We start from the raw sequence: 15389 nt of genomic DNA on the forward strand, positions 1-15389 counted from the left end.
CAACGCCGCCGTCAGCGTCGTCTTCCCGTGGTCCACATGACCAATCGTCCCCACATTCACGTGCGGCTTCTTGCGTTCGAACTTTTCCTTGGACACAGCTAAGACCTCTTAAATCGTTCTCTACGGAATGGCGGTATCAGGACGCCTTGCGGGCCACGGCGTCGGCGATCTGGGCCGGCGCCTCCGAGTATTTCTCGAATTCCATCGAATACGTCGCGCGGCCCTGGGTCAGCGAGCGGAGCTGGGTCGAGTACCCGAACATTTCCGACAGCGGAACTTCCGCATGCAGGAGCTTCTGGCCGGCAACGTCTTCCATGCCGCGCACCAGGCCCCGACGGCCGTTAAGGTCGCCCATCACGTCACCCATGTACTCCTCGGGGGTCTCCACCTCGACCTTCATCATCGGCTCGAGCAGCACCGCCCCGGCGCGCAGGGCCCCATCCTTGAAGGCCATGGAGGCCGCGACCTTGAAGGCGTTCTCGTTCGAGTCGACATCGTGGTAGGAGCCGTCGAAGAGACTCACCTTGACATCCTCGATGGGGTAGCCAGCGAGCACGCCATTACGCATCTGCTCTTCGATACCCTTCTGCACCGCCGGCACGTAATCCTTCGGAACCACGCCACCGACAATCTCGTTCTTGAATTCGAAGCCGACGCCCGGCTCCTGCGGCTCGATCCGCAGCCAGACGTGACCATACTGACCACGCCCGCCGGACTGCTTGACGAACTTGCCTTCCTGTTCGATCGACTTGGTGATGGTCTCGCGGTACGCGACCTGCGGCTGCCCCACGTTGGCCTCGACCTTGAATTCCCGCTTCAGACGATCGACCAGCACCTCGAGATGCAGCTCGCCCATGCCCGAAATGATGGTTTGACCGGACTCTTCGTCCGTCCGCACCTGGAACGAGGGGTCTTCCTGCGCCAGCTTGTTCAGCGCCATGCCCATCTTTTCCTGGTCGGTCTTCGTCTTCGGCTCGACCGCGATGGAGATCACCGGATCCGGGAACTCCATGCGCTCCAGCTCGACCGGATCATCGGGCGAGCAAAGCGTGGTCCCGGTGTAGAGATCCTTCAGGCCGACCACCGCACCGATGTCACCGGCACGCAGCTCCGGAATCTCCTCGCGGCTGTTCGAATGCATCTGCAGAATGCGCCCGATACGTTCGCGACGGTTGTTCTGGGTGTTCAGCACCGTGTCACCGGCCTTCACCACCCCCGAGTAGACGCGAACGAACGTCAGGCTCCCGACGTAGGGATCGCTCATCAGCTTGAAGGCCAGACCCGCGAACGGTTCTTCATCGGTCGCCTTCTTTTCGATCGGCTCTTCCGTGCCGGCCTTGACTCCCTTGATCGCCTTCACTTCTTCCGGCGACGGCAGGTATTCAACCACGGCATCCAGCATCGCCTGGACACCCTTGTTCTTGAACGCGGAGCCGCACATCATCGGCACGATCTCGAGGTCCAGCGTACGCTTGCGCAGCGCGGCCTTGATGTCTTCCTCGCTCAGCTCGCCCTCGCCGAGGTATTTCTCCATCAGCTCTTCCGAGGCCTCGGCGGCGGATTCGACCAGGTTCTCGCGCCACTTCTCGGCGTCGGCCTTCAGCTCCTCCGGAATCTCGCCGTAATCGAAGCTGATGCCATAGTTGTCGTCATGCCAGTGGATCGCCTGCATCTTCACCAGGTCGATCACTCCCGCGAAGGCGTCTTCCGAACCGATCGGGATCTGGATCGGCACGGGATTGGCCTTCAGGCGCTCGCGCATCTGATTGTAGACGCGTTCGTAGTCGGCGCCGGCGCGGTCCATCTTGTTGACGAACGCGATCCGCGGCACTTCGTACTTGGTGGCCTGGCGCCACACCGTTTCCGACTGTGGCTGCACGCCGCCGACGGCGCAATACACCATGCAGGCACCGTCCAGCACACGCATGGACCGCTCAACCTCGATCGTGAAGTCCACGTGCCCCGGCGTATCGATGATATTGATGCGGTGTTCGGGGAACTGCTTGGCCATGCCGGACCAGAACGAGGTCGTCGCCGCGGAGGTAATGGTGATCCCGCGTTCCTGCTCCTGATCCATCCAGTCCATCACGGCGGCGCCGTCATGCACCTCACCGATCTTGTGCGACAGGCCGGTGTAGAACAGGATGCGCTCGGTCGTCGTAGTCTTGCCGGCGTCGATATGCGCGCTGATGCCGATATTGCGATAGCGCTTGATGGGGGTCTTGCGTGCCACTGAGGTGCCTCTTCGTTCTTACCAGCGGAAGTGCGCGAATGCCTTGTTGGCATCCGCCATCCGGTGAGTGTCTTCGCGCTTCTTGACGGCGGAACCCTTGCTGTCGGCCGCATCCATCAGCTCGCCGGCCAGCTTCATGGCCATGGTGCGTTCCCCGCGCTTGCGCGCTGCCTCGACCACCCAGCGCATTGCCAGCGCGTCCTGACGAACCGCCCGCACCTCGACGGGAACCTGGTAGGTGGCACCGCCAACCCGGCGGCCCTTCACCTCGACCCGCGGCCGCACGTTGTCGAGCGCACGCTCAAGCGCGCCCAGGCCGTCACCCTGCTTGGACTCGATCTGGTCCAGCGCGCCATAGACGACTCGCTCGGCGACGGACTTCTTGCCATCCCGCATGACGGTATTGATGAACTTCGCCAGACGATCGCTCCCGAATTTCGGATCGGGGAGGATGTGACGCTTGGGTGCGGCTGCTCTTCTCGACATTGTTTCAGTTCCCGGACTTGAACACGGTTAGGATTTCTTCGGACGCTTGGTCCCGTACTTGGAACGACCCTTCGCGCGCTTCTGCACGCCCTGGGTGTCCAGGCTTCCGCGGACCGTGTGATAGCGCACACCCGGGAGGTCCTTCACACGACCACCACGAATCAGGACCACCGAATGCTCCTGAAGGTTGTGCCCTTCGCCACCGATATAGGAGCTGACCTCGTAACCATTGGTCAGCCGCACGCGCGCAACCTTGCGCAGCGCCGAGTTCGGCTTCTTGGGCGTGGTGGTGTAGACACGGGTGCATACACCGCGCTTCTGCGGCGAACCCTGAAGCGCCGGCACGTCGCTCTTCTCGACCGGCCGCTTGCGCGGCTTTCGTACCAACTGGTTGATCGTGGCCATGAAACCCTTTCTCCTAGCCTAAAAATAACGACAGGCCGGTGCCGAGACCGGCCTGTCGAGGGAGCGGAAGTTTAATGCGCGCCCTCTTGACTGTCAACTCGATTCCGCCTCACTCCGCGGAATCACCCGATGTTCCACTGTCGCCGCCGGGGTCGCTCTCCGGCCCGGCCGACGGCACTTCGGCCGGCTCGGCCGCCGGTGGTGTGCTCTCGCCCACCGTTTCGAACTCGGGCATCTCCAGAGCCCGCCTGCGCCGGCGTTCCTTGTGATAGGCCAGCCCGGTCCCCGCGGGGATCAGGCGACCCACGATCACGTTCTCCTTGAGCCCGCGAAGGTCGTCCCGCGCTCCGCGCGTCGACGCCTCGGTCAGCACCCGCGTGGTCTCCTGGAAGGAGGCCGCGGAGATGAACGATTCCGTCACCAGCGAGGCCTTGGTAATCCCCAGGAGCACGCGTTCGTAGGTCGCCGGCTGCTGATCGCCGGACAGCTTCTCGTTCTCCTCGAGGACACGAGTGCGATCCACCTGGTCACCGGACAGGAACCGGGTGTCGCCCGGATCCAGGATGTTGACCTTGCGCAGCATCTGGCGGACGACGACTTCGATGTGCTTGTCGTTGATCTTTACGCCCTGCAGACGATATACGTCCTGGATCTCCTGCACCTGATATTCCGCGAGTGCGGTGACGCCCCGCAGGCGGAGGATATCGTGCGGGTCCAGTTCGCCATCGACGATCACTTCGCCCTGCTCGACACGTTCGCCCTCGAACACATTAACGGTCCGCTGCTTGGCAATCAGCATCTCGTGGGCGTCGCCCCGGTCCGGCGTGATGATGAGGCGCTGCTTGCCCTTGGTCTCCTTGCCAAACGAAACCGTACCGGACAGCTCCGCCAGGATCGCCGGCTCCTTGGGCTTGCGCGCCTCGAACAGATCGGCGACGCGCGGCAGACCGCCGGTGATGTCACGGGTCTTCGAAGACTCCTGCGGCAGCCGCGCAATGACGTCACCCACTTCGACCCGCGCATTGTCTTCCAGGTTGAAGATCGCGTTGGCCGGCAGCATGTACTGCGCGGGCATGTCCGTCCCCGGGATGTAGACCTCGTTCCCGGCGTCATCCAGCAGCTTGACCGTGGGCCGCAGATCCTTGCCCGCGGAACTCCGGCTCTTGGGATCGAGGACCACGTTGGAGGACAGGCCGGTGAACTCGTCCGTCTCCTTCGTCACCGTCACGTTTTCGATGAAGTCCGCGAGCTTCACGGTACCCGCCACTTCGGTCACGATCGGGTGGGTATGCGGATCCCAGGTGGCGATTTCCTGACCGGCTTCGACCGCATCGCCCTCGTGGACCATGATCGTCGCGCCATAGGGAACCTTGTAGCGCTCGCGCTCGCGACCGGATTCGTCGACCACACCCAGTTCGCCGGAACGCGACACCGCCACCAGGTTGCCGGACTTGTGCTCCACGGTCTTGATGTTGTGGAGACGAATGTGGCCGGCATTCTTGACCTGGATCGCACTGACCGTGACGGCGCGGGACGCAGCACCCCCGATGTGGAACGTACGCATGGTCAGCTGGGTTCCGGGCTCTCCGATCGACTGGGCCGCGATGACCCCCACCGATTCACCCGAGTTAACCTCGTGGCCGCGCGCCAGATCGCGCCCGTAGCATTTGGCGCAGATACCCTGGCGGGTCTCGCAAGTGATCGCCGACCGAACCAGGACCTCGTCGACGCCCGCGGCGTCGAGCTGATCCACCATCGCCTCGTCGAGCAGGGTGTCCTTCGGCACCAGCACCTCGTCCGTGCCCGGGCGCAGGATGTCCACCGCCACCGTGCGACCAAGCACGCGGTCGCGCAGCGGTTCGACCACATCGCCGCCCTCGATGATCGGCTTCATCAAGAGGCCCTGTTCGGTACCGCAGTCGGGCTCGGTCACCACCACGTCCTGCGACACGTCCACCAGGCGACGCGTCAGGTATCCCGAGTTGGCCGTCTTCAGCGCGGTATCCGCCAGGCCCTTGCGGGCGCCGTGGGTCGAGATGAAGTACTGCAGGACGTTGAGACCCTCGCGGAAGTTCGCGGTGATCGGTGTCTCGATGATGGACCCGTCCGGCTTCGCCATCAGCCCGCGCATGCCCGCCAGCTGGCGAATCTGCGCCGCGGATCCGCGCGCCCCGGAGTCGGCCATCATGAAGATCGAGTTGAACGCACGCTGCTCGACCACTTCGCCGTCGCGATTCGTCACCTCTTCCTTGCCGAGGTGCTCCATCATCGACTTCGCCACCTGGTCATTACAGTGCGCCCAGATGTCCACGACCTTGTTGTAGCGCTCGCCCTTGGTGACCAGGCCCGAGGCGTACTGCTCCTCGATCTCCTTCACCTGCTCCTCGGCATTCTCCAGGATCGGCTGCTTTTCCTCCGGAATGACCATGTCATCCGCGCAGAAAGACACGCCGGCACGGGTCGAGTAGTAGAAACCGGCATACATCAGCTGGTCCGCGAACACCACGGTGTCCTTGAGGCCCAGGCGGCGGTAGCAGGCATTGATCAGGTGCGAGATGCTCTTCTTGTCCAGCTCCTGATCGATCAGCTCGAAGGGCAGTCCGCGGGGCATGACCCGCGACAGGATCGCCCGCCCGACCGTGGTTTCCAGACGCACGCGCGGACGCTCGCCCTCGCTCTCGGCATGTTCGGCGTGCGGATCCTCCATGCGCACGGTGACGCGCGCATGCAGATCGACCTTGCCGTTCTCGTAGGCGCGATGCACCTCGTCCACGTCCGCGAACACCATGCCCTCGCCCCGGGCATTGACCTTCTCCCGCGACAGGTAATAAAGGCCGAGCACGATGTCCTGCGACGGCACGATAATGGGCTCGCCATTGGCTGGGGACAGAACGTTGTTGGAGGACAGCATCAACGTGCGCGCCTCCAGCTGGGCCTCCAGCGACAGCGGCACGTGCACGGCCATCTGGTCACCGTCGAAGTCGGCGTTGAACGCGGCACAGACCAGCGGATGCAGCTGGATCGCCTTGCCCTCGATCAGCACCGGTTCGAAGGCCTGGATGCCCAGGCGGTGCAGGGTCGGGGCGCGGTTCAGCATCACCGGGTGCTCGCGGATCACCTCTTCGAGGATGTCCCAGACCTCGGGGCCTTCCTTCTCCACGGCCTTCTTGGCGGCCTTGATGGTGGTCGCCAGGCCACGGCGCTGCAGCTTGCCGAAGATGAACGGCTTGAACAGTTCCAGCGCCATGCGCTTGGGCAGGCCGCACTGGTGCAGGCGCAGGGTCGGGCCGACCACGATCACGGAGCGGCCGGAGTAGTCGACGCGCTTGCCCAGCAGGTTCTGGCGGAAGCGACCCTGCTTGCCCTTGATCATGTCGGCCAGAGACTTCAGCGGGCGCTTGTTGGTGCCGGTGATCGCACGGCCGCGACGGCCGTTGTCCAGCAGAGCGTCGACCGATTCCTGCAGCATGCGCTTTTCGTTGCGCACGATGATGTCCGGGGCATTCAGCTCCAGCAGACGGCGCAGACGGTTGTTGCGATTGATCACCCGGCGGTACAGGTCGTTCAGGTCGGAGGTCGCGAAGCGACCCCCATCCAGCGGCACCAGCGGACGCAGGTCCGGCGGCAGCACCGGCAGCACGTCCATGATCATCCATTCCGGCTTGTTGCCGGATTCGAGGAACGACTCGATCAGCTTCAGGCGCTTGCCGAGCCGCTTGATCTTGGTTTCGGACCCCGTCTCCGACAGTTCCTGACGCATGCGCGCGGCCTCGGACTGCAGGTCCAGTTCCTTCAGAAGGCTCAGTACCGCCTCCGCGCCCATCATCGCGGTGAAGTCGTCACCGTGCTCTTCCATCGCCTCGAGGTATTCCTCGTCGGTCAGGAGCTGACGCTTCTCCAGGGTCGTGAAGCCCGGGTCCGTCACGATGAAGGACTCGAAGTACAGCACCTTCTCGATGTCCTTCAGAGTCATGTCCAGCAGCAGGCCGATGCGCGACGGCAGGCTCTTCAGGTACCAGATATGCGCCACCGGGGACGCCAGATCGATGTGCCCCATGCGCTCGCGGCGCACCTTGGTCTGGGTCACCTCGACGCCACACTTCTCGCACACCACGCCCCGGTGCTTCAGGCGCTTGTACTTGCCGCACAGGCACTCGTAATCCTTCACCGGGCCGAAGATCTTGGCACAGAACAGCCCGTCCCGCTCCGGCTTGAAGGTCCGGTAGTTGATCGTCTCCGGCTTTTTCACTTCGCCGAACGACCAGGAGCGCACCTGGTCGGAGGACGCCAGGCCAATCCGGATGGCGTCAAACTCTTCCGGCTGGGTCTGCTGCTTGAACAGATTCAGGAGGTCTTTCATTCACTTGCCTCACAGCTAGTTTTCGAGGGGCGCACGGCGCCCCTTCGGATCACGTTGCGAACGGAGCGGGTCAGTCCTGCTCGAGCTCGATGTTGATGCCCAGCGCCTTGATTTCCTTCATCAGCACGTTGAAGGACTCGGGCACATTGGCTTCCATCTGGTGCTCGCCGTCGACGATGTTCTTGTACATCTTGTTGCGGCCCTGCACGTCGTCCGCCTTCACCGTCAGCATTTCCTGCAGGGTGTAGGCAGCGCCGTAGGCCTCCAGCGCCCAGACCTCCATCTCGCCGAAGCGCTGGCCACCGAACTGCGCCTTGCCGCCCAGCGGCTGCTGGGTCACCAGCGAATACGGGCCGGTGGAGCGCGCGTGCATCTTGTCGTCGACCAGGTGGTTGAGCTTCAGCATATGCATGTAGCCCACCGTCACCGGGCGATCGAAGGCCTCCCCGGTCCGGCCGTCGTACAGCGTCGCCTGCCCCGTCTCGGGCAGATCGGCGAGCCGCAGCATCTCCTTGATCTCGTCCTCGGCCGCACCGTCGAACACCGGGGTCGCCATCGGCACGCCGCCCCGCAGGTTCCGGCACAGGGTCAGGATCTCGCTGTCCGAGAGCTCGTCCAGGTTGACCTTGCGATCACGGTGGTTGTAGATGCGGTCCAGGAACTCGCGGAGCTTCGCGATCTCGGATTGCGCCTCGAGCATGCGGTTGATCTTGTCGCCCAGCCCCCTCGCGGCCCAGCCAAGATGGACCTCGAGCACCTGACCGACGTTCATCCGCGAAGGCACGCCCAGCGGGTTCAGGACCACGTCCACCGGCGTCCCGTCATCCAGGAACGGCATGTCTTCTTCCGGCACGATCATCGAGATCACGCCCTTGTTCCCGTGCCGACCGGCCATCTTGTCGCCCGGCTGCAGACGACGTTTCACGGCCACGTAGACCTTGACCATCTTCTGCACGCCCGGCGGCAGATCGTCCCCCGCGGCCAGCTTCGCCTTCTGGTGCTCGACCTTTTCGTCAAACGCCGTTTTCTGGTCCTTGAGCTGACGCCCGAGGTCCTCCAGCTGGGCATTCACGTCGTCATCCTGCAGGCGGATCTCGAACCACTGGTCACGCGACAGGCCCTGCAGGTATTTCTTCGTCACCCTGGAGCCGTCTCCCAACCCATCGGGCCCGCCTGCGGCGGTCTTGTTGACCAGGAGCTTCTCCATCCGCGCAAAGATGTCGTCCTCGTAGATCCGCAGCTGATCCCGCAGGTCCTTGCGCACCGCGGCCATGTCGTCTTCTTCGATCGACTTGGCCCGGGCGTCCTTCTCGACGCCGTCCCGCGTGAACACTCGAACGTCAATGACCGTTCCCTCGACGCCCGACGGGACGCGCAGGGACGTATCCTTCACGTCCGACGCCTTCTCGCCGAAGATCGCACGCAGCAGTTTCTCTTCCGGCGTCAGCTGGGTCTCGCCCTTGGGCGTCACCTTCCCGACCAGGATGTCGCCCGGCTTCACCTCGGCACCCACGTACACCACCCCGGACTCGTCCAGCTTGGACAGCAGCGACTCGGAGACATTGGGGATGTCCGCCGTCACCTCTTCCTGCCCGAGCTTGGTGTCACGCGCGGTGCAGTTGAGCTCCTCGATGTGAATGGTGGTATAGCGATCCTCGTGAACCGCACGCTCCGAGATCAGGATCGAGTCCTCGAAGTTGTAGCCGTTCCAGGGCATGAAGGCGACCATCATGTTCTGGCCCAGCGCCAGGTCGCCCATGTCGGTGGAGGAACCGTCGGCCAGCACATCGCCGCGCGCAATTTCGTCACCAACGGCCACCAGCGGACGCTGGTTGATCGCGGTGTTCTGGTTCGAGCGCGAATACTTGGTCAGATTGTAGATATCCACGCCGGGTTCGCCCGGCTGGGTCTCGTCGTCATTGACCCGCACGACCACACGACCGGCGTCCGCGGAATCCACGGTGCCGCCGCGACGGGCGACAATCGCCGAGCCGGAGTCGATGGCGACGGTACGTTCGATACCGGTCCCGACCAGCGGCTTGTCCGAGCGCAGGCACGGAACCGCCTGGCGCTGCATGTTGGCGCCCATCAGCGCGCGGTTCGCGTCGTCATGCTCCAGGAACGGCAACAGCGCGGCCGCCACCGACACGATCTGCTTCGGCGAGATATCCATGTACTGGATCTTGTCCGGCGAGGAGATCGTGAACTCTTCCTGGTGCCGACAGGACACCAGGTCATCGGTCAGGCGACCGTCCTCGTCCATGGCCGCGTTCGCCTGCGCGATGACGTACTGGCTTTCCTCGATGGCCGAGAGATAGGCGATCTCGGCGGTCACCCGCCCGTCCTCGACCTTGCGATACGGCGTCTCGAGGAAGCCGTAACGGTTGGTCCGCGCATACACCGCCAGCGAGTTGATCAGACCGATGTTCGGACCTTCCGGCGTCTCGATCGGGCACACCCGCCCGTAATGCGTGGGATGCACGTCCCGCACTTCAAAGCCCGCGCGTTCGCGCGTCAGGCCACCCGGACCCAGCGCGGAGATCCGGCGCTTGTGGGTCACCTCGGACAGCGGGTTGTTCTGGTCCATGAACTGCGAGAGCTGGCTGGAGCCGAAGAATTCCTTGATCGCGGCCGCCACCGGCTTGGCGTTGATCAGCTCCTGCGGCATCAGCCCCTCGCTCTCCGCGACGGTCAGGCGTTCCTTGACCGCGCGCTCGACGCGGACCAGCCCCAGGCGGAACTGATTCTCGGCCATTTCGCCCACCGAGCGGATGCGACGATTGCCAAGGTGGTCGATGTCGTCGGTACGGCCGTTGCCGTTGCGCAGATCGATCAGGACCTTGAGCACATCGAGGATGTCGTCCGTGGACAGCACCCCCTCGCCTTCGTCGGTATCACGGCCGACGCGGCGATTGAACTTCATGCGGCCGACGGCCGAAAGATCGTAGCGGTCTTCCGAGAAGAACAGGTTGGCGAACAGATTCTCCGCGGCATCCTTGGTCGGCGGCTCGCCCGGACGCATCACGCGGTAGATCTCGACCTGGGCTTCCAGCTGGGTGCGTGTCGGATCCAGCCGCAGCGTGTCCGACATGTACGGCCCGTGGTCGTACTCGTTGGTGTAGATCGTGTCGAACTGATGGATGCCTTCAGCGCGCAGACGGTCCAGCAGGTCCTGGGTCAGCGCGTCGTTGGCATTGCCGATCACCTCGCCGGTCGACGGGTCCATGATCGTGCGCGCCAGAACGCGGCCCACCAGATACTCGTCCGGGACGCGCAGGGTGCGGATCCCCGCCTTTTCGATCTCCCGGATGTGACGCGGGGTAATGCGTCGACCCGCCTCCACGATCAACTGGTCACCGTCCCGGATATCCACCACGGCCGTCTCGCCGCGCAGGCGCTCGGGGATCAGGTCCAGCTCACCGCCGGTTTCATCAAGCGTGAGCTGATTGAAATCAAAGAACGTCTCCAGGATCTGCTCGGTGTCCATCCCCAGCGCACGCAGCAGGATGGACGCCGGCAGCTTCCGGCGACGGTCAATACGGACATACACCCCGTCCTTGGCGTCGAACTCGAAATCGAGCCACGAACCGCGATACGGGATGATGCGTGCGTTGTACAGCAGCTTCTGCGAGCTACCCTGGGTCTTGCCCTTGTCGGAGTCGAAGAACACCCCGGGCGAACGGTGCAGCTGGGAAACGATCACCCGCTCGGTACCGTTGATCACGAAGGTGCCGTTCTCGGTCATCAGGGGCAGCTCGCCCATGTAGACCTCCTGCTCCTTCACCTCCTTCACCACGGTGGAGCCGGCAGGCGCATCCTTGTCGTGAATCACCAGCCGCAGCAGCACACGCAGCGGGGCCGCATAGGTCACGCCGCGGATCTGGCATTCCTTGACGTCGAAGACCGGCTCGCCGAGCCGATAGCTGACATACTCCAGCTGAACGTGACCGGAATAACTGACAATGGGAAATACCGACTGAAACGCCGCGTGCAGACCGAGTCCTTCGCGACTGTCCGCACCCCGGTCCTCCTGGAGGAAATTGCGGTAGGAGGTGAGCTGGGTCTCCAGCAGATACGGAACGTCCAGGATCTGGGGACGCTTCCCGAAATCCTTGCGGATGCGTTTCTTTTCGGTATAACTGAGGGCCATGGAATACCTCGGGGGCTAGCAGAACAACGCGCAATAAATCCGCGCCACCACGGGCGGAAGCTGACGGCCTCGCAGCCGCCAGCTCCGCATGCCCGTGACGGACACGTCTGACAACGGGCGTAACGCCCTTGTTACTTCAGCTCGACGGACGCGCCGGCTTCTTCCAGCTCCGCCTTCATCTTCTCGGCTTCTTCCTTGGCCGCGCCTTCCTTCACGGTGGCGGGCACGCCTTCGACCATCTCCTTGGCCTCCTTCAGGCCCAGGCCGGTCAGGCCGCGCACGACCTTGATGACGCCAACCTTGTTGTCGCCGAAGCCGGACATGACGACGTCGAACTCGTCCTTCTCGGCTTCACCGCCGCCACCTTCACCATCGCCGGCGGCGGCCGGGGCTGCGGCCACGGCAGCAGCCGCGGTCACGCCGAACTTCTCTTCCATCTCGCCAATCAGGTCCACGATTTCGAGGACCGTCATGTTGCCGATGGCTTCCAGGATATCTTCTTTCGAAACGGCCATTAGTAGGTTCTCCCTGCGGGGCTGCCCGCATTCAGAAATGTGCAAGCGAATAGGATTCCAGGAACCGGGATCAGGCTGCCTGCTTCTGATCGCGGATCGCTGCAACGGTACGCACCAGTTTGCCGGGCACCTCGTTGACGGTGCGGGCGAACTTGTCGAGCGGTGCGCGCATCGTGGCCATCAGCTGGCTCAGGGCCTCCTCGCGGGTCGGCAGGCTGGCGAGGCGTTCGAGATCGTTCGCCCCCATCAGTTCACCGCCGAAGGACACCATCCGTGCTTTCAGCTGATCGTTGGTCTTGGCGAAATCTCGCACCAGACGCGCGGCGGAGGATGGCTCCTCCAGGCTGAAGGCAAGAACCAACGGCCCATGCAGCTCGGGCTGCATGCACTCGAAGTCCGTGCCCGCCAGCGCACGCTTGGCGAGATTGTTCTTCACCACGCGCAGATAAACATCCTGCTCCCGAGCCTGCTTGCGCAGCTCGGTCATCTGCGCGACCGAGAGACCTCGATATTCCGCACCCACCGCGGAGTGCGCCGAGGCAGCAATCGCAGCCAGTTCCGTGACAATCTGTTTCTTGTCATCGAGATTCAAAGCCACGTTGACTCTCCTCTGTTGAGACCATCCGGAGATGGTCGTGAACCGGTCCGGAGACCAGTACTCAGGTGCTCCCGTCGCAGGCCATTCCTGAATCGGGTGACACCATCTGCGCAGGCTGGGATATTAAGCGCCGCCATGCGGCCCGCCTGCGGTCTTGGATGGCGTGCCGCTCGCGCGACAGCCGACCAAAGCATTGGATTCCGCCGAGTACGGCGGAATCAGAGATTGAGGGTGGCGCCGTCGACCTTCAGCCCGGGACCCATCGTCGTGGACACCGTGACTCCCCGCACGTACTGGCCCTTGGAGGTCGCCGGCTTCATCTTGATCAGATCCTGCAGCAGCGCGTTCAGGTTGTCCTTCAGGGCATCCGCCTCGAAGTCGGCCGCGCCGATCGTGCAGTGGACGATGCCGCCCTTGTCCGTGCGGTAGCGCACCTGCCCACCCTTGGCATTGTTCACCGCCGTGGCCACATCCGGCGTCACGGTACCGACCTTGGGGTTGGGCATCAGACCGCGCGGACCGAGGATCTGGCCCAGCTGACCCACCACGCGCATCGCATCCGGGGAGGCGATCACCACGTCGAAATCCAGCTGACCGGCCTTGACCTGTTCGGCAAGATCATCCATTCCGACCACGTCCGCGCCGGCCTCTTTGGCGGCATCCGCGTTATCGCCCTGGGTGAACACCGCCACGCGAACGGTCTTGCCGTTGCCGTGCGGGAGGACCGTGGAGCCGCGCACGACCTGATCGGATTTCCGCGGATCCACGCCCAGATTCACGGCGACGTCGACGGACTCGCGGAATTTTGCGGTGGCCAGCTCGCGCAGAAGGGAGAAGGCCTCATCGGCGGGATACGCACGAGTCGGCTCCACCTTCTCGCGGATCGTCTGCATGCGTTTGCTCAGCTTCGCCATCTCAGAGACCCTCCACATCGATGCCCATACTGCGGGCGCTGCCGGCGATCGTCCGGACCGCGGCGTCCATGTCGGCGGCGGTCAGGTCCGGTTCCTTGGCGCGAGCAATCTCTTCCAGCTGCTCGCGCGTGACCTTTCCGACCTTTTTGGTGTTCGGCTCACCCGAACCGCTCTGGATTCCGGCGGCCTTCTTCAGAAGGATCTGAGCCGGCGGGGTCTTGGTCACGAAGGTGAACGACCGGTCGGAATACACGGTGATCACCACCGGGATCGGCAGACCGGGCTCCATGTCCTGGGTCTCGGCGTTGAACGCCTTGCAGAACTCCATGATGTTCACGCCGCGCTGACCCAGCGCGGGGCCGACGGGAGGACTCGGGTTGGCCTTGCCAGCCCCGACCTGAAGCTTGATGTAGGCTTCGATTTTCTTTGCCATGCTGACTCCCTCGGGTACAGGCGCCTCGCGGCTCCCCGATCAAGGTGTTGAACGCAGACTGCGTCAGGTTTTCTCGACCTGATGGAACTCGAGTTCCACCGGGGTCGAACGACCGAAAATCTGGACGGCCACCAGCAGACGGCTCTTGTCGTAGTTGACCTCTTCGACGACACCATTGAAGTCGTTGAAGGGACCATCGATGACGCGAACCATTTCGCCAACTTCAAACAGCACCTTCGGACGCGGCTTCTCCGCGCCCTCTTCCATGCGGTTGAGGATGGCCTCGGCTTCCTTTTCGCTGATCGGGGCCGGGCGATCCGCCGTGCCCCCGATGAACCCGAGAACACGGGGGACCGCCTTCACCAGGTGCCAGGCCTCGTCGCTGAAATCCATCTGGACCAGCACGTACCCCGGAAAGAACTTCCGTTCACTCTTGCGCTTCTGGCCGTCCTTCATCTCCACGACCTCTTCGGTCGGGACCAGGATCTGACCAAAATGGTCCTGCATCTCGAAGCGCTCGATGCGTTCTTCCAGCGACCGCTTGACCTGGGACTCGAAGCCGGAGAATGCCTGTACTACGTACCAGCGTAATGCCATGGGGTAGATTCCTGATGCCTATCCGATGAAGCGACTGACGGACCACCCCAGGAACATGTCCAGGAGCCAGAGGAAGATCCCCACCACGATGACGACGGCGATCACGACCAGGGTTGTCTGGGTCGTTTCGACGCGAGTCGGCCAGACCATCTTGCGCACTTCGGTGCGGGCGTTGCCCATAAAGGCGCTCAGCTGTCGGCCTTTGTAGGTGGTCATGCCGATCCCGGCGGCCACGGCCACGACAGCAAGCAAACCGACCACGCGCACGAGGGTCGATTCGTCCTGGAACCAGTAGAAGCCCATGACGCCGGCAACGAGCAAGGCCACGACCACGGCGAGCTTGACGGTATCCAGCGCGCCGCTGCCTTCCGATTGTTCAGTCATGAAATCGTCTCACCCGGTGCTTGCCGCCATCGTAAAAGATGGCAGGCCAGGAGGGACTCGAACCCCCAACCTGCGGTTTTGGAGACCGCTGCTCTGCCAATTGAGCTACTGGCCTGTAATCGTAGAAGGCAGGCACCCGCGGTTGCAGCGGATGCAAACGCGGGAGGCCTGCCAGCTGACTGCTCAGTCTATCACTCGATAATCCTGGAGACGACGCCGGCGCCCACGGTGCGGCCGCCTTCGCGAATCGCGAAACGCAGACCGTCTTCCATGGCGATCGGGCTGATCAGCGACACCGTCATCTTCACGTTGTC

At 63.4% G+C, this 15389-nt stretch carries 12 protein-coding genes, 1 tRNA gene and 1 pseudogene; all 14 read right to left on the bottom strand.

The window, feature by feature from the left end; all coding sequences use genetic code 11:
- Positions 1 to 96 (bottom strand): GTP-binding protein (locus F620_RS14490; RefSeq protein WP_018873918.1); only part of this gene is annotated, 96 nt, incomplete at its 3' end.
- A gap of 40 nt (positions 97 to 136) precedes the next feature.
- The gene (fusA, locus tag F620_RS0113160) at positions 137 to 2233 is read right to left on the bottom strand and encodes an elongation factor G (RefSeq protein WP_019570927.1); all 2097 of its coding nucleotides are present in this window, start codon (positions 2231 to 2233) and stop codon (positions 137 to 139) included.
- 18 nt (positions 2234 to 2251) lie between these two features.
- Entirely contained in the window at positions 2252 to 2719 is a 468-nt protein-coding gene (gene rpsG / locus F620_RS0113165; RefSeq protein WP_018871350.1) for a 30S ribosomal protein S7, read from the bottom strand.
- Between the two features lie 27 nt (positions 2720 to 2746).
- Positions 2747 to 3124 carry a 30S ribosomal protein S12 gene (rpsL, locus tag F620_RS0113170; protein WP_018871349.1) on the bottom strand — a complete coding sequence of 126 codons (378 nt, stop codon included), beginning with the start codon at positions 3122 to 3124 and terminating at the stop codon, positions 2747 to 2749.
- Positions 3125 to 3233: 109 nt separating this feature from the next.
- Positions 3234 to 7484: a DNA-directed RNA polymerase subunit beta' gene (rpoC, locus tag F620_RS0113175; protein WP_019570928.1), complete on the bottom strand. Its 4251-nt coding sequence runs from the start codon at positions 7482 to 7484 to the stop codon at positions 3234 to 3236.
- 70 nt (positions 7485 to 7554) lie between these two features.
- Positions 7555 to 11634, bottom strand: coding sequence for a DNA-directed RNA polymerase subunit beta (gene rpoB / locus F620_RS0113180; RefSeq protein ID WP_019570929.1), 4080 nt, complete (start codon positions 11632 to 11634; stop codon positions 7555 to 7557).
- A gap of 131 nt (positions 11635 to 11765) precedes the next feature.
- A complete protein-coding gene (rplL, locus tag F620_RS0113185; RefSeq protein WP_018871346.1) occupies positions 11766 to 12149 on the bottom strand; it encodes a 50S ribosomal protein L7/L12 in 384 nt (127 codons plus the stop codon).
- Positions 12150 to 12219: 70 nt separating this feature from the next.
- Positions 12220 to 12741: a 50S ribosomal protein L10 gene (gene rplJ / locus F620_RS0113190; RefSeq protein ID WP_018871345.1), complete on the bottom strand. Its 522-nt coding sequence runs from the start codon at positions 12739 to 12741 to the stop codon at positions 12220 to 12222.
- A gap of 224 nt (positions 12742 to 12965) precedes the next feature.
- Positions 12966 to 13661: a 50S ribosomal protein L1 gene (gene rplA / locus F620_RS0113195; RefSeq protein ID WP_019570930.1), complete on the bottom strand. Its 696-nt coding sequence runs from the start codon at positions 13659 to 13661 to the stop codon at positions 12966 to 12968.
- A 1-nt stretch (position 13662) separates the two neighbouring features.
- Positions 13663 to 14094, bottom strand: coding sequence for a 50S ribosomal protein L11 (gene rplK / locus F620_RS0113200; protein ID WP_018871343.1), 432 nt, complete (start codon positions 14092 to 14094; stop codon positions 13663 to 13665).
- Positions 14095 to 14157: 63 nt separating this feature from the next.
- Positions 14158 to 14691, bottom strand: a complete 534-nt coding sequence (gene nusG, locus F620_RS0113205; RefSeq protein ID WP_018947940.1) for a transcription termination/antitermination protein NusG — start codon at positions 14689 to 14691, stop codon at positions 14158 to 14160.
- Between the two features lie 18 nt (positions 14692 to 14709).
- Positions 14710 to 15075, bottom strand: coding sequence for a preprotein translocase subunit SecE (secE, locus tag F620_RS0113210; protein ID WP_018871341.1), 366 nt, complete (start codon positions 15073 to 15075; stop codon positions 14710 to 14712).
- A gap of 39 nt (positions 15076 to 15114) precedes the next feature.
- Positions 15115 to 15190, bottom strand: a tRNA-Trp gene (locus F620_RS0113215).
- 76 nt (positions 15191 to 15266) lie between these two features.
- Positions 15267 to 15389 (bottom strand): annotated as a pseudogene (locus F620_RS14950) (elongation factor Tu); the annotation flags it as partial.

Origin of the sequence: Thioalkalivibrio sp. ALE11 (assembly GCF_000381205.1) — a bacterium.
Classification (GTDB): domain Bacteria; phylum Pseudomonadota; class Gammaproteobacteria; order Ectothiorhodospirales; family Ectothiorhodospiraceae; genus Thioalkalivibrio.